This window comes from Pseudomonas sp. GW821-FHT09E12 (assembly GCF_059416085.1).
Genome location: NZ_JBWKOM010000008.1, coordinates 290705 through 308325, shown reverse-complemented (window position 1 = coordinate 308325; position 17621 = coordinate 290705). Strand labels below are relative to the sequence as shown.

Genomic DNA, 17621 nt, shown 5'->3' with positions numbered 1-17621 from the left:
TCCGGCGCCGTTGCAATGCAGGCGGTCCGCCCTTACCTATAATGTTCTCCCTTCTTGGTGCGTAAATCCGATATGAGTTCCGCTCTGTCCATCCGGCAGCTAACCAAAACCTACGGCAACGGTTTCCAGGCCCTGAGTGGTATCGATCTGGATGTCGCCGAAGGTGACTTCTTCGCCTTGCTCGGCCCTAACGGTGCCGGCAAATCCACCACCATCGGCATCCTCTCGACCCTGGTCAACAAGACCAGCGGCACGGTGAATGTCTTCGGCCATGACCTGGATCGCGAGCCCGCCGCGCTCAAGCGCTGCATCGGCGTGGTGCCACAGGAATTCAACTTCAACCAGTTCGAGAAAACCTTCGATATCGTGGTGACCCAGGCCGGTTACTACGGTATCCCGACCAAGGTCGCCAAGGAGCGGGCCGAGCAGTACCTGACCCAGCTCGGCTTGTGGGACAAGCGCGATGTGCCGTCGCGCTCGCTGTCCGGCGGCATGAAGCGCCGCCTGATGATTGCCCGCGCCCTGGTGCACGAACCGCGCCTGTTGATCCTCGACGAACCGACTGCCGGCGTGGACATCGAGCTGCGCCGTTCGATGTGGACCTTCCTTACCGAGCTGAACCAGAAAGGCATCACCATCATCCTCACCACCCATTACCTGGAGGAGGCTGAGCAGCTGTGCCGCAATATCGGCATCATCGACCACGGCACCATCGTCGAGAACACCAGCATGCGCCAGCTGCTGAGCCAGCTGCATGTGGAAACCTTCCTGCTCGACCTGAAGACCGACCTGAAGGTGGCGCCGCAACTGATCGGTTATCCAAGCAAGCTGCTGGACAGCCACACCCTGGAAGTCCAGGTCGACAAAGCCGTGGGCATCACCGCGCTGTTCAGCCAGTTGGCCCAGCAGAACATCGAAGTGCTGAGCCTGCGTAACAAAACCAATCGCCTTGAGGAGCTGTTCGTGTCCCTGGTGGAGAAAAACCTGTCGAAGGTGGCGGTATGAGTTCCGAGCTACGGCCCAACCTTGTCGCGCTGAACACTATCGTCTATCGCGAAGTCCGGCGTTTTACCCGGATCTGGCCGCAGACCCTGCTGCCGCCGGCGATCACCATGGTTCTGTACTTCGTGATCTTCGGTAACCTGATCGGTCGGCAGATCGGCGACATGGGTGGTTTCACCTACATGGAGTACATCGTGCCGGGCCTGATCATGATGTCGGTGATCACCAACTCCTACGGCAACGTGGTCTCGAGTTTCTTCGGCAGCAAGTTCCAGCGCTCCATCGAGGAGTTGATGGTGTCGCCGGTGTCGCCGCACACCATCCTTATCGGCTACACCCTGGGCGGTGTCCTGCGGGGGTTGGCGGTGGGGGTGATCGTGACCCTGCTGTCGTTGTTCTTCACCCACCTGCAGGTGCATCACCTGGGCATCACCTTGCTGGTGGTGGTCCTCACCGCGACGATCTTTTCCCTGTTGGGCTTTATCAACGCGGTGTTCGCGCGCAACTTCGACGATATCTCGATCATCCCGACCTTCGTGCTGACCCCGCTGACCTACCTGGGCGGGGTGTTCTACTCCATCACCCTGCTGCCACCGTTCTGGCAGACGGTGTCGCTGGCCAACCCGGTGCTGCATATGGTCAACGCCTTCCGTTTCGGCATCCTCGGGGTTTCCGACATCCAGATCAGCGTGGCCATTACCTTCATGCTGGTGGCGACCGTGGTCCTGTACTTCGGTTGTGCCCGCCTGCTGGTCAGTGGTCGCGGCATGCGCCAGTAAGCCCGCGCAGAAACGACAACGGCCTCCCTCGGGAGGCCGTTTGCGTTTCTACAGTCGGCTCTGCTTGCGGCGGCGCCATTGCCGGCTGACCCACCAGCGCCAGTACAGCATGGTCAGGCAATAGGCGAGGGCGCCCAGCACCAGGCCAGCCACCAGCGAGCCCAGCAGGAAGGGTTGCCAGAGGGTCGAGAGTTCGCCGCTGATCCATTCCCAGGTCAGCTCGTCGGGCAGGGTCCGGGCGGGTACGTTCATCAACCAGGCACCGATCTGATAGGTGCAGAAGAACACCGGCGGCATGGTGATCGGATTGGTCAGCCAGACCAGGCTCACGGCAATCGGCATGTTGCCGCGCACGGAAATGGCCAGCACGGCTGCCAGCAGCATTTGCGCCGGGATCGGCATAAAGGCCGCGAACAGGCCGACCGCCATGGCGCGCGCCACGGAGTGCCGGTTGAGGTGCCAGAGGTTGGGGTCATGCAGCAACGTGCCAAGAAAGCGTAAGGACTTGTGTTCCCTGATGCTGGTCGGATCTGGCATGTAACGTTTGAATAGGCGCCGGGGCATAAGGCTTCTCGGTCAGTTCAAGCGGCAAGTATGCCCGGATTCTAGAAGGCGCCCATTCAGACTTTGTGACAAATGATAAAGCCGGCGCCCGGTCCGCTGAGCTAAGCCAAGGAGTGACAACACTCAAAAACTGCTCAAGGACGGGCTTATGCGCACAGGGATGCTGGCGTTGGCGGCGGGGCTTTTGTGCCTGCGCTTTTTGCCGGCGCTACCAGCGATCGGATGGCTGGCGGTGCTACCGGTAGTGGCCTTGATGCTGTTGCCGTTTCGCACCTATCCATTGGCCCTTTTTCTGTTGGGCCTGGCGTGGGCCTGCATCAGCGCGCAATCGGCGCTGGATGATCGTTTGGCGGAACCGCTCGACGGGCAGACTCGCTGGCTCGAAGGTCGAGTGGTGGGGCTGCCGCAGCAGGCCGAGGGGCTGGTGCGTTTCGAGCTGGAAGACGGGCGGGCGCGGCGCGGCCGGATCCCGCAACGCCTGCGCCTGGCCTGGTATGGCGGGCCGCCGGTGCACAGCGGCGAACGCTGGCGCCTGGCGGTGAAGCTCAAGCGACCTGCCGGCCTGGTCAATCTGCAAGCCTTCGATCATGAGGCCTGGTTGCTGGCCCAGCGCATCGGCGCCACGGGCACGGTCAAGGATGGGCAACTGCTGGTTGCCGCGGAGGGCGGCTGGCGCGCGCGCATTCGCCAGCGCTTGCTGCAAGTCGATGCCCACGGGCGCGCCGGCGGCCTGGCGGCCCTGGTACTGGGCGACGGCTCCGGGTTGAGCCAGGAAGACTGGCGTGTCTTGCAAGACACCGGGACCGTGCACCTGATGGTGATTTCCGGGCAGCACATCAGCTTGCTGGCCGCAGTGATGTACGCCCTGGTGGCGGGGCTGGCCCGCTACGGCCTGTGGCCCGGACGCTGGCCCTGGCTGCCCTGGGCCTGCGGGCTGGCATTCGCCTCGGCCCTGGGGTACGGGTTGCTGGCGGGGTTCGATGTGCCGGTGCGCCGTGCCTGTGTGATGGTGGCCCTGGTGCTGATCTGGCGCCTGCGCTTTCGCCACCTGGGTGCCTGGTGGCCGTTCTTGCTGGCATTGAATGCGGTGCTGTTGTTCGAGCCGCTGGCCAGCCTGCAGCCAGGCTTCTGGCTGTCCTTTACCGCGGTGGCGGTGCTGATCCTGATCTTTGGCGGGCGCCTGGGGGGCTGGCGCTGGTGGCAGTCCTGGACCCGTATTCAATGGTTGATCGCCATCGGCCTGTGCCCGGTGCTGCTGGCGCTGGGGTTGCCCATCAGTCTCAGCGGGCCGCTGGCCAATTTGCTGGCGGAACCCTGGATCAGCCTGCTGGTGCTGCCGCCGGCATTGCTCGGCACCTTGTTCCTGGCGGTGCCTTACCTGGGCGAAGGTTTGCTCTGGCTGGCCGGTGGCTTGCTGGACCTGCTGTTCCGCGGCCTGACCCTGCTGGCTGCCCAGTGGCCGGCGTGGGTAGCGCCGGCCATACCGCTCTGGGCCTGGAGCATCAGCGCGCTGGGAGCCTTGCTGCTGTTGCTGCCTGCGGGCGTGCCGCTGCGTCCCTTGGGCTGGCCGATGCTGCTGTTGGTGGTGTTCCCGCCGAAAAACACGCTGCCATATGGCGAGGCGGAAGTCTGGCAGCTGGATGTCGGGCAGGGCCTGGCGGTGCTGGTACGGACTCGCGAGCACGCGATGCTGTATGACGCCGGTCCGCGTTTTGGCGATTCCGACCTGGGCGCGCGGGTGGTGCTGCCGTCCTTGCGCAAGCTGGGCGTCGCGCGCCTCGACCTGATGCTGCTCAGCCACGCCGATGCCGATCATGCCGGTGGCGCCGACGCCATTCAGCGCGGCTTGCCGGTGGCCAGGCTGGTCAGCGGCGATCCCGAGGGTTTGCCGGCATATTTACCGGCAGAGCCTTGCGCCAGCGGCGAGCAGTGGCAATGGGACGGGGTGCGTTTTTCCCTGTGGCAATGGGCGGGTGCGCAGAACGGTAACCAGAAGTCCTGCGTGATGCAGGTCGAGGCCCAGGGCGAGCGTTTGCTGCTGACGGGGGATATCGATGCCCTGGCCGAACGCGCCTTGCTGGATACCCCGCTGGCCGTCGAGACCCACTGGTTGCAGGCGCCGCACCACGGCAGTCGCAGCTCGTCGTCCGCGGCCCTGCTCAAGGCCCTTGCACCTTCGGTGGTGCTGATCTCCCGTGGGCACGGCAATGGGTTTGGGCATCCGCACCCGCAGGTCGTCGAACGTTATCGCCAGCAAGGGAGCGCCATTTACGACAGTGCGGAGCAGGGAGCGCTGCGGCTGATGCTGGGCACTTACACCGAACCGACGAGCCTGCGGGCGCAGCGACGCTTTTGGCGCAAATGGCCACTATCTCCTTAAATAACCGAGAGTTATTAAAGCCTGAAGGCATGCGACATCAGGTTCTTCGGTGCATTCGGCCCCTATGTTAGAGTGGCGCACTTTTTCGAGGGGACTGTCACTGTGTGGGAATTGGTCAAATCCGGCGGCTGGATGATGTTGCCGATCATTCTGAGTTCCATTGTCGCGGTCGGCATCATTGCCGAGCGTCTGTGGACCCTGCGGGCCAGCCGCGTCACCCCGCCTCATCTGCTGGGCCAGGTGTGGCGCTGGATCAAGGACAAACAGCTGAACAAGGACAAGCTCAAGGAACTGCGCGCCCATTCGCCCCTGGGCGAGATCCTGGCTGCCGGTCTGGCCAACTCCAAGCATGGCCGCGAGGTCATGAAAGAGTGCATCGAGGAAGCCGCCGCCCGGGTCATCCACGAACTGGAGCGCTACCTCAATGCCCTCGGCACCATCGCCGCCATGGCCCCGCTGCTGGGCTTGCTGGGTACGGTGCTGGGCATGATCGATATTTTCAGCTCGTTCATGGGCTCGGGGATGACCACCAATGCCGCGGTGCTGGCCGGTGGTATTTCCAAGGCGTTGATCACCACCGCGTCCGGCCTGATGGTCGGTATTCCGGCAGTGTTCTTCCACCGTTTCCTGCAACGCCGGGTCGATGAGCTGGTGGTTGGCATGGAGCAGGAAGCCATCAAACTGGTCGAAGTGGTGCAGGGTGACCGCGACGTCGATCTGGCCGAGGGCAAAGCGTGAAATTCCGCCGCAAGCCACGGGAAACCATCGATATCAACCTCGCGTCGTTGATCGACGTGGTGTTTATCCTGCTGCTGTTTTTCGTCGTGACCACCACCTTTACCCGGGAAACCCAGTTGCGCGTCGAGTTGCCGGAGGCCGTCAGCGGCTCGCCGGCCGAAGACCAGCAGACCAAACAACTGGATATCGCCATCAGCGCCGACGGGGTGTTTTCGGTGAACAACCAGGTGCTGCCCAAGAGCGACCTGGCCAGCCTGATCGAAGCCTTGCAGAAGGAGTCGGCGGGCGACACCAACCTGCCGCTGTCCATCAGTGCCGACGGCAAGGCCCAGCACCAGGCCGTCATTACCGCGATGGACGCCGCCGGCAAGCTCGGTTTCAGCCATCTGCGCATGACCACCGTCGAGGCGGCGCCAGCACCCTGATGGCCATGTCCGATCGCTTGCTCGCTGCCTGGTACAACGGCCATCCCGCGCTGAAACTGCTGCAGCCCCTGGAGTGGCTCTATCGCCGGGTGGTGGTGCGCAAGCGCGAACGCTTCCTGGCCGGTGAGGGCAATGTTTACCAGCCGCCGGTGCCGCTGGTGGTGGTCGGCAATATCACCGTGGGCGGTACCGGCAAGACGCCGCTGATCCTGTGGTTGATCGAGCATTGCCAGCGCAGCGGGCTGCGGGTCGGCGTGGTCAGCCGTGGTTACGGCGCCAAGCCGCCGCAGTGGCCATGGCGGGTCGCCGCCGAGCAGAGCGCCGCAGTCGCCGGCGACGAGCCTTTACTGATCGTCCAGCGCAGCGGCGTGCCGCTGATGATCGACCCCGATCGCAGTCGCGCCGTGCGGGCCCTGCTGGCCGCAGAACCGCTGGACCTGATTCTCTCCGACGACGGCATGCAGCATTACCGCATGGCCCGCGACCTCGAACTGGTGCTGATCGACGCCGCGCGCGGGCTGGGCAATCGGCGTTGCCTGCCGGCCGGGCCGCTGCGCGAGCCGGTCGAGCGCCTGCAAAGCGTCGACGCAGTGCTCTACAACGGCGCCAGCGACGATCGCGAGGACGGCTTCGCCTTTCGCCTGGTGCCCACCGCCCTGGTCAATCTGCAAAGCGGCGAGCGCCGCGGGCTTGAGCACTTCGCGCCGGGGCAGGCATTGCATGCGGTAGCCGGTATCGGCAATCCGCAACGTTTCTTCACTACCCTTGAAACGCTACACTGGCAGCCTGTCCCGCATGCTTTCGCCGACCACGCCGAATACAGCGCGCAGGCGCTGAGTTTCACTCCGTCGTTACCGCTGGTCATGACTGAAAAGGATGCGGTGAAGTGCCGTGCCTTCGCGGCTCCCGACTGGTGGTACCTGGCGGTGGATGCTGTGCCATCCCCGGCCTTCGTGGCCTGGTTCGATACGCAGCTGATGCGCCTGTTGCCCGCTCGTCTTCTGCCTTAACGCTTCTATCCAGGGAATTCTCATGGACACCAAATTGCTCGATATCCTCGCTTGCCCGATCTGCAAGGGACCGCTCAAGCTCAGCGCCGACAAGACCGAGCTGATCAGCAAGGGCGCCGGCCTGGCCTATCCGATTCGTGATGGCATCCCGGTCATGCTGGAAAGCGAAGCCCGCACCCTCAGCACCGACGAGCGCCTGGATAAATGACCACAGCCTTTACCGTTGTCATTCCAGCCCGATTCGCCTCCACCCGCCTGCCGGGTAAACCGCTGCAGATGATCGCCGGCAAGCCGATGATCCAGCACGTCTGGGAACAGGCCTGCAAGAGCGCCGCCCAGCGTGTGGTGGTAGCGACTGACGACGCGCGAATCGTCGAAGCCTGCCAGGGCTTCGGCGCCGAAGCGGTGTTGACCCGCGAGGACCACAACTCCGGGACCGATCGCCTGGCGGAAGTCGCCAGCCAGCTGGGCCTGGCCGCGGACGCCATCGTGGTCAATGTCCAGGGCGACGAGCCGTTGATCCCGCCGGCGGTGATCGACCAGGTGGCCGCCAACCTGGCCGCCCACACCGAAGCGAGCATGGCCACCCTGGCCGAGCCGATCGAAGACGTCGAGACCCTGTTCAACCCGAACGTGGTCAAGGTGGTCAGCGACATCAATGGTCTGGCGCTGACCTTCAGCCGCGCCACCTTGCCGTGGGCGCGCGACGCCTTTGCGAAGAATCGCGACCTGCTACCGGAAGGCGTGCCTTATCGCCGCCATATCGGCATCTATGCCTACCGCGCCGGCTTCCTGCATGACTTCGTCAGCTGGGGGCCGTGCTGGCTGGAGAACACCGAGTCGCTGGAGCAGTTGCGGGCCTTGTGGCACGGCGTGCGTATCCATGTCGCCGATGCCCTGGAAGCGCCGCCTGGTGGTGTCGATACCGCCGAAGACCTTGAGCGCGTTCGTCGCCTGCTGGAGGCCTGATGCGGGTTTTGTTTGTCTGCCTGGGCAATATCTGCCGCTCGCCGACGGCGGAGGGCGTACTGCGCCACAAGTTACGTGAAGCGGGGCTGGCCGACCGGGTCGAAGTCGCGTCCGCGGGGACCGGCGAATGGCACATCGGCAAGGCGCCGGACAAGCGCAGCCAGCGCGCGGCGCTGTTGCGCGGCTACGACCTGTCGGCCCAGCGCGCGCAGCAAGTCAGCAGCGCGGACTTTGCTCGCTACGACCTGATCCTGGCCATGGACGAGAGCAACCTGCGCAACCTCAAGGCGCTGCAGCCGGCCCAGGGCAAGGCCGAGCTGGACCTGTTCCTGCGCCGCTACGAGGCGGCGGTGGACGAGGTACCGGATCCTTACTACGACGGTGAGCAAGGTTTCGAGCAGGTGCTGGACCTGATCGAGTACGCCAGCGACCGGCTGGTGATCGAGCTGAAGGGGCGGCTATGAGCTTGCATCTGCAGTCCCAGGTTTCCCTCAAGCCTTTCAACACCTTCGGCGTCGATGTGCGCGCGCAGCTGTTCGCCGAGGCCCACAGCGACGCCGACGTGCGTGAGGCGCTGGCCTGTTCGGCGCAGTATCGACTGCCGCTACTGGTGATTGGCGGCGGCAGCAACCTGCTGCTGACCGCGGATATTCCAGCGCTGGTCTTGCGCATGAGTACCCGCGGTATTCGTCTGCTGAGCGACGATGGCCAGCAGGTAGTAGTCGAAGCCGAAGCGGGTGAAACCTGGCATCCCTTCGTGCAGTGGACCTTGCAACAGGGCTTGTCCGGCCTGGAAAACCTCAGCCTGATTCCGGGGACTGTGGGCGCCGCACCGATGCAGAACATCGGTGCCTACGGAGTCGAGATCAAGGATGTGTTCGCCGGCCTCACCGCACTGGATCGGCAGAGCGGTGAGTTGCGCGATTTCAGCCTGGAAGAATGTCAGTTCGCCTACCGCGACAGCCTGTTCAAGCAAGAGGCCGGCCGCTGGCTGATTCTGCGGGTGCGTTTTGCCCTGGCCCGCAGCGAGCATCTGCATCTGGAATATGGCCCGGTGCGCCAGCGCTTGAGCGAGCAGGGCATCGAGCAGCCGACGGCCAGCGATGTCAGTCGCGCCATTTGCAGCATCCGCAGCGAAAAACTGCCGGACCCGGCGGTACTGGGCAATGCCGGCAGTTTCTTCAAGAACCCGGTGGTGTCCGCTGCGCTGGCGGCCGAGATCAGGCAGCGGCATGCGGGGCTGGTAGGTTATCCACAGGCGGACGGGCAGGTGAAGCTGGCCGCTGGCTGGTTGATCGAACAGGCGGGCTGGAAGGGCTTCCGCGATGGCGATGCCGGGGTGCATCGTTTGCAGTCGCTGGTGCTGGTCAACTATGGCGGTGCCACGGGCTTGCAGTTGTTAAGCCTGGCACGAAGGATCCAGCAGGATATTGCCGAGCGCTTCCATGTTCAGCTGGAGATGGAGCCCAATCTCTATTGAGCCTGTTGAGCTAAGCTCAAGACGCGCCAGCAAAGCCTTGCACGGGTTCACACCCTGCAAGGCTTTTTTGTTAATTGCGGCTTAACTTAGCCTGCTAACAATGCAACTATTTGTACCCCCAAAGGCCCGGTGAAGACTCCCCGTCTTCATAAGAGAGCCCATTAGCCTGAGTCGATCTGCTCCTGCAAGTCGTTGTACTCAACGGCAGATTGCTCGACCCCATAAACGGAAAATATGCGGGCGTGCCCATGATTACCCTGAAACTCAACGGTCAAGATCACCCACTGGATGTCACCGAGGACATGCCGCTGCTCTGGGCTATCCGCGACGTGGCGGGCTACAACGGCACCAAGTTCGGTTGCGGCATGGGCCTGTGCGGCGCATGCACCATCCATATCGACGGCTCCCCGGCGCGCAGTTGCATCACGCCGATCGGCTCGGTGGTCGGGCAGAATGTCAGCACCATCGACAACCTGCACAGCGACCCGGTCGGCAAAGTCGTGCAGCAGGCCTGGCTGGACAGCGCGGTGGCCCAGTGCGGCTACTGCCAGGGCGGGCAGATCATGTCGGCCACTGCCTTGCTCAAGGTCAACCCCAACCCCAGCGACGAACAGATCGAGGCCGCCATGGTTGGCAACATCTGCCGCTGTGGCACCTACAACCGGATCAAGACGGCGATCCGCCAGGCCTCCACCCACCTGAAGGAGGCCAAGGCATGAGCCAGCTGCCGAATGATTTTGCCCTGAGCAACCTCAGCCGCCGCGGTTTTCTCAAAGGCGTCGGAGCTACCGGCGCACTGGTACTGGCGGCCAGCTGGGGCTGGCAGGACGCTTTCGCCGAAGAGAAGAAGTTCGGTGCCGACGGCATGCCCAACGGTTGGGTCGATGACCCCAAGGTGTACGTGAGCATCGCCGCCGATGGCAGTGTGACCGTGCTCTGCAACCGTTCGGAAATGGGCCAGGGCGTGCGTACCAGCCTGAGCATGGTGGTCGCTGACGAACTGGAGGCCGACTGGGCCTTGGTGAAGGTCAGGCAGGCGCCGGGCGACGAGGCGCTGTTCGGTAACCAGGACACCGACGGTTCGCGCAGCATGCGCCATTGGTACGAGCCGATGCGGCGCTGCGGTGCGGCGGCGCGGACCATGCTCGAGCAGGCGGCGGCCGAGCAGTGGAAAGTCCCGCTGGCCGAGTGCCGGGCGCAGTTGCATAAAGTGGTCCACCAGCCGAGCGGCCGTGAACTGGGCTATGGTGCCCTGGCCGCCGCGGCGAGCGCCCTGGCGGTGCCGGCCCGCGACAGCCTGCGTCTGAAGCAACCCAGCGAATTCCGCTACATCGGCAAGGAGGGCACCCGCGCCATCGACGGTGCGGACATCGTCAATGGTCAGGCGGTCTACGGCGCCGACGTGCATTTCGACGGCATGCTCTTCGCGACGGTTGCGCGCCCACGGGTCTATGGCGGCAAGGTCAAATCCTTCGATGGCAGCGCGGCGCTGAAGGTGCCGGGCGTGATCAAGGTGGTGCAGATCGACAGTCGCCCGCTGCCTTCCGAGTTTCAGCCGCTGGGTGGTGTGGCGGTGATCGCCAGCAATACCTGGGCGGCGATCAAGGGCCGCGATGCGTTGAAGATCGAGTGGGACGATGGCGTCAACGCCGGCTACGACTCGATTGCCTACCGCAAGGAACTGGAAGCCGCGGCGCTCAAGCCCGGCAAGGTAGTACGCAGCACCGGCAATATCGACGACGCCATGGGCAGCGCCGACAGCAGCCTGGAGGCCTCCTACTACCTGCCGCACCTGGCGCAGGCGCCGATGGAACCGATGGTCGCCGTGGCGCGCTTCAAGGACGGCCAGTGCGAAGCCTGGGCTCCGAGCCAGGCGCCACAGGTGACCCGCGAACGTATTGCCGAGCGCCTGGGCATTCCCTTCGACAAGGTGACGGTCAACATCACCTTGCTCGGCGGTGGCTTCGGGCGTAAATCCAAGCCCGACTTCATTCTCGAGGCGGCGATTCTCGCCAAGGAAGTGCCGGGCAAGGCCGTGCGGGTGCAATGGACCCGCGAAGACGACATTCACAACTCCTACTTCCACACCGTGTCGGCGGAATACCTCAAGGCCAGCCTGAACAAGGACGGCATGCCGTCCGGCTGGCTGCACCGCACCGTGGCGCCGAGCATCACCGCGCTGTTCGCCCCGGGCATGAACCATGAGGCCGCCTTCGAACTGGGCATGGGCTTTACCAACCTGGCCTATGCGATTCCCAACGTGCGCCTGGAAAACCCCGAGGCCGCTGCGCATACCCGGGTTGGCTGGTATCGCTCGGTGTCGAACATCCCCCACGGTTTCGCCATCCAGAGCTTTGTCGACGAACTGGCCCATAAGGCGGGCCAGGACCCGTTGAAGTACCAGCTCAAACTGCTCGGGCCGGATCGCCGGATCGATCCACGGACCTTGAGCGAAGAGTGGAACTACGGTGAGTCGCCGGAGCGTTACCCGATCGACACCGCCCGTATGCGTGGCGTGCTGGAGACCGCGGCCAAGGCGGCGGGCTGGGGCCGCAGCCTGCCCAAGGGCCGCGGCCTGGGGCTGGCGGTGCATTACAGCTTCGTCACTTACGTGGCGGCGGTGATCGAGGTCGAGGTCAAGGATGATGGCACCTTGATCGTGCACAAGGCCGATATCGCCGTGGACTGCGGTCCGCAGATCAATCCCGAGCGTATCCGCTCGCAGTTCGAGGGCGCCTGTGTGATGGGCCTGGGCAATGCGGTGGTGGGCGAGATCAGCTTCAAGGACGGCAAGGTCCAGCAGGACAACTTCCATATGTATGAAGTAGCGCGCATGTCCCTGGCGCCGAAGGAAGTCGCCGTGCACCTGGTGACGCCACCAGGCGATGTGCCGCTGGGCGGTGTCGGTGAGCCGGGCGTGCCGCCGATCGCGCCGGCCCTGTGTAACGCGATCTTTGCCGCCACCGGCAAGCGCATTCGCAACCTGCCAGTGCGTTACCAACTGCAGGGCTGGCAACAGGCGGGCAAGGCCTGATGGACAGCGTTGATCTGAATGTCCTGCGCAGCGTGCTGGAATGGCGTCGCGCGGGGCAGCGCGTGACCTTGTACAGCGTGGTCCAGACCTGGGGTAGCGCGCCGCGGCCACCGGGGGCCATGCTGGCTTTGCGCGAAGACGGCATGGTGATCGGCTCGGTCTCGGGCGGTTGCATCGAGGACGACCTGATCGCCCGTTTGCACGATGGCCGCCTGCCTCTGGACGGGCCGCCGGTGCAACTGGTGACCTATGGCGTGAGCCGCGAGGAGGCCGCGCGTTTTGGCCTGCCGTGCGGCGGCACCTTGCGCCTGACCGAGGAGCGGGTTGGCGATCCGGGCTGGGTCGCGGAACTGCTGGCTCGTTGCGAGGCGCATGAAATCGTCGCCCGGGAGTTGAACCTGAGCAGCGGTGAAGTGCTGCTAAAGCCGGCCAGCAAGACCGACGTGCTGAGCTTCGATGACACCACCCTGCGGGCGATCTATGGCCCGCGCTGGCGGCTGTTGCTGATCGGCGCCGGGCAGTTGTCGCGGTATGTGGCAGAAATGGCGCGGCTGCTGGACTTCGAAGTACTGATCTGCGATCCGCGCAAGGAGTTTGTCTACGGCTGGGAAGAGCAGCACGGGCGTTTTGTGCCGGGAATGCCGGACGATGCGGTGCTGAATATCGAGACCGACGAGCGTACAGCCATTGTCGCGCTGACCCATGACCCCCGGCTGGATGACATGGCGCTGTTGACCGCGCTCAATTCCCGGGCGTTTTACGTCGGGGCGCTGGGCTCTCGGGTCAACAGTCAGAAGCGTCGGGAGAATCTGACCCAGCTGGGGCTGGAGCCGCAGGCCATCGAACGCCTGCACGGGCCCATCGGCCTGCATATCGGCAGCCATACACCGGCGGAGATTGCCCTGTCGGTGATGTCGGAGATCGTCGCCATCAAGAACGGCATCGACCTGTTGCAGAAAAAGCCGCCTCAAGTCACTGCGCAGGTGAGCGCGTGAGCGAGTCGCTGTGCGCGGTCATCCTGGCCGCGGGGCAGGGCAGCCGTTATCGGCAGGCGGCGGGGGGCGGGCAAGACAAGTTGCTGGCTCCATGCCTGGGACGAGACGCGGTGATCAGGCCGGTAGTCGAGCAGGTCCTGAGGAGTTTGCCCGAACTGCTGACCCGTAGAGTCCTGGTGACAACGCCGGACCGTACCGAGGTGATTGCCTTGGCTGAAGCCTATGGCTGCCAGGTGGTGCTTCTGGATTCGCCGGGCATGGGCGACAGCCTCGCGGCCGCCGTCGCAGCCTGTGCCGATGCCAGTGGCTGGCTGGTGGTGCTGGGGGACATGCCCTTTATCCTGCCGTCGAGTATCGAGAGCGTGCTGCAAGGGCTGAGCGAGCAAATGATCCGGGTGCCTGTTTATAAGGGGACCTATGGTCACCCGGTGGCTTTTGGCGCGGCCTTTGGGCAGGCGTTGCAGGGCCTGACCGGGGATCGAGGAGCCAGGCCGCTGTTTGCCGTGGGGCAGGTCGTCGAGGTGGAACTGACGGATGCAGGCGTGTTGTGGGATGTGGATACGCCGCAGGCGTTGGTTTTTAGCGGTTGAGATCGCTGGGCTCGCTTTCGCGGCGAAGATGTTGATCGAAGAATTGCAGGCATGAAAAAGCCCCGCCTGGGTGACCAGGCGGGGCTTTTTATCGGGCTAGGAATCAGACGAGGGGTTTAGGCTCGTGCTCTTCTTCCTGGGCCTTGGGCTTGTGCTCTACCACTTCTTCGACGGAGCGCGGGGCTTCGTCGGCGGCAGGCGCAGGTTGCTCGATGGCCAGTTCGGCAGCAGGAGCTACCTCGACCGCCTCGGCAACCACCGGCGCAGGCTCGGCGGCCACTACGGCTTCTACCGGAGCTTCAGCGGCAGCCAGTTCGGCTTCCTTCTGCAGACGCTCGGCTTCGCGCTTGCGACGACGCACTTCACGCGGGTCGTTTGGCGCGCGACCGGTGCTGGTCAGGGCGCTGGCCGGGGCGGCCTCGACAACCGGTGCAGCCACTTCGGCGGCAGGTGTCTCGACCGGCGCTGCCGGTGCGGCAGCCACAGGCTCGGCAACTACAGGTTCAGCAGCCACGACTGCTTCAGCCACAACTTCTGCGACTGGCGCAGGCGCTTCGGCAACGATCGCCTCGGCGGCACGCTCGAAGGTACGAGGCGCTTCCTGGGCTGGCTCTGCCGCTGGTGCTTCGGCGACTGGCGCTTCGACCACTGGCTCGGCAACGACTGCAGGTTGTTCTGCAACAATTGCAGGTTGCGCAGCCTGTTCTTCGTGCTGTTCTTCACGAACCTGGGCGACTTCAACAGCAGGTGCTGCTGGAATCTCTACCGCAGTGGTGGCCTCGACGACCGGTGCTTCGACAGTCGGTGCGGCTTCCTGGGTGGCAGCAGTGGCACGTTCGGCCTGCTCGTGAGCCTGGGCTTCGGCCGGGGCGCTGATCACGGTGCTGGCAACGGCAGCGGTTACCGCCAGGCCTGCGGCCAGATCGGCGCTGCTTGGCTCTTCGCTGTTTTCTTCCGAACCTTCGATCACATTGCCGTTGGCGTCACGCTGACGCTCACGACGGTTGCTGCGACGACGCTGGCCACGGGAGCGGCGGCGCGGACGATCGCCCTCGGCGTTCTCCTGACCGTCTTCCTGCAGTTGCTCTTCGTTCGGCAGCAGCTCTTCTTCAGCTACGGCAGCGGCCTGTTCGGCGCGAGGTTGGCGCTCTTCACGCGGTGGGCGCGGTTGACGCTCTTCGCGTGGCTGACGAGCCGGACGCTCTTCGGCGGCAGCGGCAGCGGCAGGAGCAGCGTCCAGCGGTTCGCGCAGTTCACGCACGCGTTCTTCGCGTTCGCCGCGTGGCTTGCGGTCTTCACGTGGTGGGCGTGGTTGACGCTCTTCCCGTGGCGGACGTGGCGCGCGCTCTTCGCGAGCGGTGGCCTGGACTTCCTCGCGAGCCTCGCGGACTTCGCGTGGCTGACGCTCTTCGCGGGCTTCGCGCGGTGCGCGCTCTTCACGAGGGGCGCGTTCTTCGCGTGGCTTGCGCTCTTCGTCGCGGCGACCGTTGCGATTGCGGCTCTGCTGACGACCGTTGCGGCGTTCTTCGTTGCGCGCAGGACGCTCGGTGGCCGGCTTTTCAACCACGACCGGAGCGGCTGGCTCTTCCTTGGTGGCGAACAGGCTGACCAGGGATTTCACCAGGCCTTTGAACAGGCTTGGCTCGGCAACGGCGGCCGGAGCGGCAACCGGGGCGGCGGCCACTTCGGTTGGAACCGGTGCGTTGGCGCGGGCTGGAGCGGTCTTGACGGCGGCTTCCTGGCGAACCAGGGTGCGGGTCGCGGCGGCTGGCTGGACTTCTTCGGCTTCGGCAGCGGCAGCGGCGATTTCGTAGCTGGACTGGTTGATGCCGGCTTCCGGGCTGTCATCACGCAGACGCTGGACTTCGAAGTGCGGCGTTTCGAGATGGTCGTTCGGCAGAATGACGATACGAGCACGGGTGCGCAGTTCGATCTTGGTGATCGAGTTGCGTTTTTCGTTGAGCAGGAAGGCCGCGACCGGAATCGGCACTTGGGCGCGAACTTCGGCGGTGCGGTCTTTCAGGGCTTCTTCTTCGATCAGGCGCAGGATCGCCAGCGACAGCGATTCGACGTCGCGGATGATGCCGGTGCCGTTGCAGCGTGGGCAGACGATGCCGCTGCTTTCGCCGAGGGATGGACGCAGGCGCTGGCGGGACATTTCCAGCAGGCCGAAGCGCGAGATACGACCGACCTGGACGCGAGCGCGGTCGGCTTCCAGGCATTCACGGACTTTCTCTTCCACGGCGCGCTGGTTCTTGGCCGGGGTCATGTCGATGAAGTCGATGACGATCAGGCCGCCGATGTCACGCAGGCGCAGCTGGCGAGCGATTTCTTCCGCTGCTTCCAGGTTGGTCTGCAGGGCGGTTTCCTCGATGTCGCTGCCTTTGGTGGCGCGCGCCGAGTTGATGTCGATGGACACCAGGGCTTCGGTCGGATCGATAACGATGGAGCCGCCGGAAGGCAGTTCGACGACGCGCTGGAAGGCGGTTTCGATCTGGCTTTCGATCTGGAAACGGTTGAACAGCGGAACGCTGTCTTCGTACAGCTTGATCTTGCTGGCGTACTGCGGCATCACCTGGCGGATGAAGGTCAGGGCTTCGTCCTGGGCTTCAACGCTGTCGATCAGCACTTCGCCGATGTCCTGGCGCAGGTAGTCGCGGATGGCGCGGATGATCACGTTGCTTTCCTGGTAGATCAGGAAAGGCGCTGCGCGGTCCAGCGAGGCTTCTTTGATGGCGGTCCAGAGTTGCAGCAGGTAGTCGAGGTCCCACTGCATTTCTTCGCTGCTGCGGCCCAGGCCGGCAGTGCGGACGATCAGGCCCATGTCGGCAGGGGCGACCAGGCCGTTCAAGGCTTCGCGCAGTTCGTTGCGCTCTTCGCCTTCGATGCGACGGGAGATGCCACCGGCACGCGGGTTGTTCGGCATCAGCACCAGGTAACGACCGGCCAGGCTGATGAAGGTGGTCAGGGCTGCGCCCTTGTTGCCACGTTCTTCTTTTTCGACCTGAACGATGACTTCCTGGCCTTCGCTCAGGACGTCCTTGATATTGACGCGGCCTTCGGGAGCTTTCTTGAAGTATTCGCGGGAGATTTCTTTGAGGGGCAGGAAGCCGTGGCGCTCAGAGCCGAAATCGACAAAGGCAGCCTCGAGGCTTGGTTCGATGCGAGTGATACGGCCTTTATAGATGTTGGCCTTCTTCTGCTCGCGTGCACCGGATTCGATGTCCAGGTCGTAGAGGCGTTGGCCATCTACCAGTGCAACACGCAACTCTTCGGGTTGAGTTGCGTTAATCAGCATTCTTTTCATGTAGTACCGTCGGTTTCCGGGCTGCCGGAAACGGCGTTCGGCACACACGACTTCTCACGGTCGGTGTCAGGTGCGTCAGGAGCGGTTGGCCGCTCCAGTGTCTAGCGAAATCCGACCAGTTGGGGCGAACTCGCGACTCACGCGTCCTGCTTGCTGGGGTGACAAAAGGCACCTCTTAAGCAAAAGCTCAATCAGGAGGAGGAATCAACCGGCGACTGTGGACGAGATGAAGCGTCTTGATAAAGCCTAATGCTACACAGTCCGACGGTTGTGCATCTCCACCCTACACGTATCCCTGATAATTCGGGTGCTGCCGCGCGCAGAATCCGCAGCGGGTTGGCATTTACC

The 17621-nt window shown here is 64.1% G+C and carries 16 protein-coding genes; 14 read left to right on the top strand and 2 right to left on the bottom strand.

Annotated features, from left to right (window positions below):
* Positions 1-72 precede the first annotated feature (72 nt).
* The gene (locus AC07PQ_RS23915; protein WP_007931649.1) at positions 73-1005 is read left to right on the top strand and encodes an ABC transporter ATP-binding protein; all 933 of its coding nucleotides are present in this window, start codon (positions 73-75) and stop codon (positions 1003-1005) included.
* Entirely contained in the window at positions 1002-1781 is a 780-nt protein-coding gene (locus AC07PQ_RS23910) for an ABC transporter permease (RefSeq protein ID WP_007931651.1), read from the top strand. The genes AC07PQ_RS23915 and AC07PQ_RS23910 overlap by 4 nt, the downstream gene beginning before the upstream one ends.
* Before the next feature lie 48 nt (positions 1782-1829).
* On the opposite strand, the gene AC07PQ_RS23905 is transcribed toward AC07PQ_RS23910, so the two are convergent.
* Positions 1830-2345 (bottom strand): DUF2062 domain-containing protein, encoded by a 516-nt coding sequence (locus AC07PQ_RS23905; protein WP_007931653.1) that lies wholly within the window; start codon positions 2343-2345, stop codon positions 1830-1832.
* A gap of 148 nt (positions 2346-2493) precedes the next feature.
* Here AC07PQ_RS23905 and AC07PQ_RS23900 point away from each other — a divergent pair, with 148 nt between their 5' ends.
* The 12 genes from AC07PQ_RS23900 (at position 2494) to AC07PQ_RS23845 (ending at position 13966) form a co-directional block, all read left to right on the top strand.
* Entirely contained in the window at positions 2494-4725 is a 2232-nt protein-coding gene (locus AC07PQ_RS23900; protein ID WP_493185304.1) for a DNA internalization-related competence protein ComEC/Rec2, read from the top strand.
* A 102-nt stretch (positions 4726-4827) separates the two neighbouring features.
* On the top strand, positions 4828-5463 hold the full coding sequence (locus AC07PQ_RS23895; protein ID WP_173679740.1) for a MotA/TolQ/ExbB proton channel family protein: 636 nt from the start codon (positions 4828-4830) through the stop codon (positions 5461-5463).
* Positions 5460-5888 (top strand): ExbD/TolR family protein, encoded by a 429-nt coding sequence (locus AC07PQ_RS23890; RefSeq protein ID WP_007931660.1) that lies wholly within the window; start codon positions 5460-5462, stop codon positions 5886-5888. The genes AC07PQ_RS23895 and AC07PQ_RS23890 overlap by 4 nt, the downstream gene beginning before the upstream one ends.
* On the top strand, positions 5888-6898 hold the full coding sequence (gene lpxK, locus AC07PQ_RS23885; RefSeq protein WP_101337221.1) for a tetraacyldisaccharide 4'-kinase: 1011 nt from the start codon (positions 5888-5890) through the stop codon (positions 6896-6898). The genes AC07PQ_RS23890 and lpxK overlap by 1 nt, the downstream gene beginning before the upstream one ends.
* 22 nt (positions 6899-6920) lie before the next feature.
* The gene (locus tag AC07PQ_RS23880) at positions 6921-7106 is read left to right on the top strand and encodes a Trm112 family protein (protein WP_007931663.1); all 186 of its coding nucleotides are present in this window, start codon (positions 6921-6923) and stop codon (positions 7104-7106) included.
* Positions 7103-7867, top strand: a complete 765-nt coding sequence (gene kdsB / locus AC07PQ_RS23875) for a 3-deoxy-manno-octulosonate cytidylyltransferase (protein WP_007931665.1) — start codon at positions 7103-7105, stop codon at positions 7865-7867. Before AC07PQ_RS23880 ends, kdsB begins: the two co-directional genes overlap by 4 nt.
* Positions 7867-8331 (top strand): low molecular weight protein-tyrosine-phosphatase, encoded by a 465-nt coding sequence (locus AC07PQ_RS23870; protein WP_007931667.1) that lies wholly within the window; start codon positions 7867-7869, stop codon positions 8329-8331. Before kdsB ends, AC07PQ_RS23870 begins: the two co-directional genes overlap by 1 nt.
* Positions 8328-9347 carry a UDP-N-acetylmuramate dehydrogenase gene (gene murB / locus AC07PQ_RS23865; protein WP_493185303.1) on the top strand — a complete coding sequence of 340 codons (1020 nt, stop codon included), beginning with the start codon at positions 8328-8330 and terminating at the stop codon, positions 9345-9347. The genes AC07PQ_RS23870 and murB overlap by 4 nt, the downstream gene beginning before the upstream one ends.
* Before the next feature lie 248 nt (positions 9348-9595).
* A complete protein-coding gene (locus tag AC07PQ_RS23860; protein ID WP_007931672.1) occupies positions 9596-10066 on the top strand; it encodes a (2Fe-2S)-binding protein in 471 nt (156 codons plus the stop codon).
* Positions 10063-12381 carry a xanthine dehydrogenase family protein molybdopterin-binding subunit gene (locus tag AC07PQ_RS23855; protein WP_492571664.1) on the top strand — a complete coding sequence of 773 codons (2319 nt, stop codon included), beginning with the start codon at positions 10063-10065 and terminating at the stop codon, positions 12379-12381. Before AC07PQ_RS23860 ends, AC07PQ_RS23855 begins: the two co-directional genes overlap by 4 nt.
* A complete protein-coding gene (locus tag AC07PQ_RS23850; protein WP_007931676.1) occupies positions 12381-13376 on the top strand; it encodes an XdhC family protein in 996 nt (331 codons plus the stop codon). Before AC07PQ_RS23855 ends, AC07PQ_RS23850 begins: the two co-directional genes overlap by 1 nt.
* A complete protein-coding gene (locus AC07PQ_RS23845; RefSeq protein ID WP_492571663.1) occupies positions 13373-13966 on the top strand; it encodes a nucleotidyltransferase family protein in 594 nt (197 codons plus the stop codon). The genes AC07PQ_RS23850 and AC07PQ_RS23845 overlap by 4 nt, the downstream gene beginning before the upstream one ends.
* Positions 13967-14069: 103 nt before the next feature.
* On the opposite strand, the gene rne is transcribed toward AC07PQ_RS23845, so the two are convergent.
* Complete coding sequence (rne, locus tag AC07PQ_RS23840; RefSeq protein ID WP_493185302.1) at positions 14070-17273, bottom strand: ribonuclease E; 3204 nt, start codon at positions 17271-17273, stop codon at positions 14070-14072.
* Positions 17274-17621: the final 348 nt, after the last annotated feature.

Excerpts from the sequence above, each read along its gene's own strand:
- AC07PQ_RS23915 (WP_007931649.1), top strand. The coding sequence starts at position 73 with ATGAGTTCCGCTCTGTCCATCCGGCAGCTAACCAAAACCTACGGCAAC.
- AC07PQ_RS23910 (WP_007931651.1), top strand. The coding sequence starts at position 1,002 with ATGAGTTCCGAGCTACGGCCCAACCTTGTCGCGCTGAACACTATCGTC.
- AC07PQ_RS23905 (WP_007931653.1), bottom strand. The coding sequence starts at position 2,345 with ATGCCCCGGCGCCTATTCAAACGTTACATGCCAGATCCGACCAGCATC.
- AC07PQ_RS23900 (WP_493185304.1), top strand. The coding sequence starts at position 2,494 with ATGCGCACAGGGATGCTGGCGTTGGCGGCGGGGCTTTTGTGCCTGCGC.
- lpxK (WP_101337221.1), top strand. The coding sequence starts at position 5,888 with ATGGCCATGTCCGATCGCTTGCTCGCTGCCTGGTACAACGGCCATCCC.
- AC07PQ_RS23880 (WP_007931663.1), top strand. The coding sequence starts at position 6,921 with ATGGACACCAAATTGCTCGATATCCTCGCTTGCCCGATCTGCAAGGGA.
- kdsB (WP_007931665.1), top strand. The coding sequence starts at position 7,103 with ATGACCACAGCCTTTACCGTTGTCATTCCAGCCCGATTCGCCTCCACC.
- AC07PQ_RS23870 (WP_007931667.1), top strand. The coding sequence starts at position 7,867 with ATGCGGGTTTTGTTTGTCTGCCTGGGCAATATCTGCCGCTCGCCGACG.
- murB (WP_493185303.1), top strand. The coding sequence starts at position 8,328 with ATGAGCTTGCATCTGCAGTCCCAGGTTTCCCTCAAGCCTTTCAACACC.
- AC07PQ_RS23860 (WP_007931672.1), top strand. The coding sequence starts at position 9,596 with ATGATTACCCTGAAACTCAACGGTCAAGATCACCCACTGGATGTCACC.
- AC07PQ_RS23855 (WP_492571664.1), top strand. The coding sequence starts at position 10,063 with ATGAGCCAGCTGCCGAATGATTTTGCCCTGAGCAACCTCAGCCGCCGC.
- AC07PQ_RS23850 (WP_007931676.1), top strand. The coding sequence starts at position 12,381 with ATGGACAGCGTTGATCTGAATGTCCTGCGCAGCGTGCTGGAATGGCGT.
- rne (WP_493185302.1), bottom strand. The coding sequence starts at position 17,273 with ATGAAAAGAATGCTGATTAACGCAACTCAACCCGAAGAGTTGCGTGTT.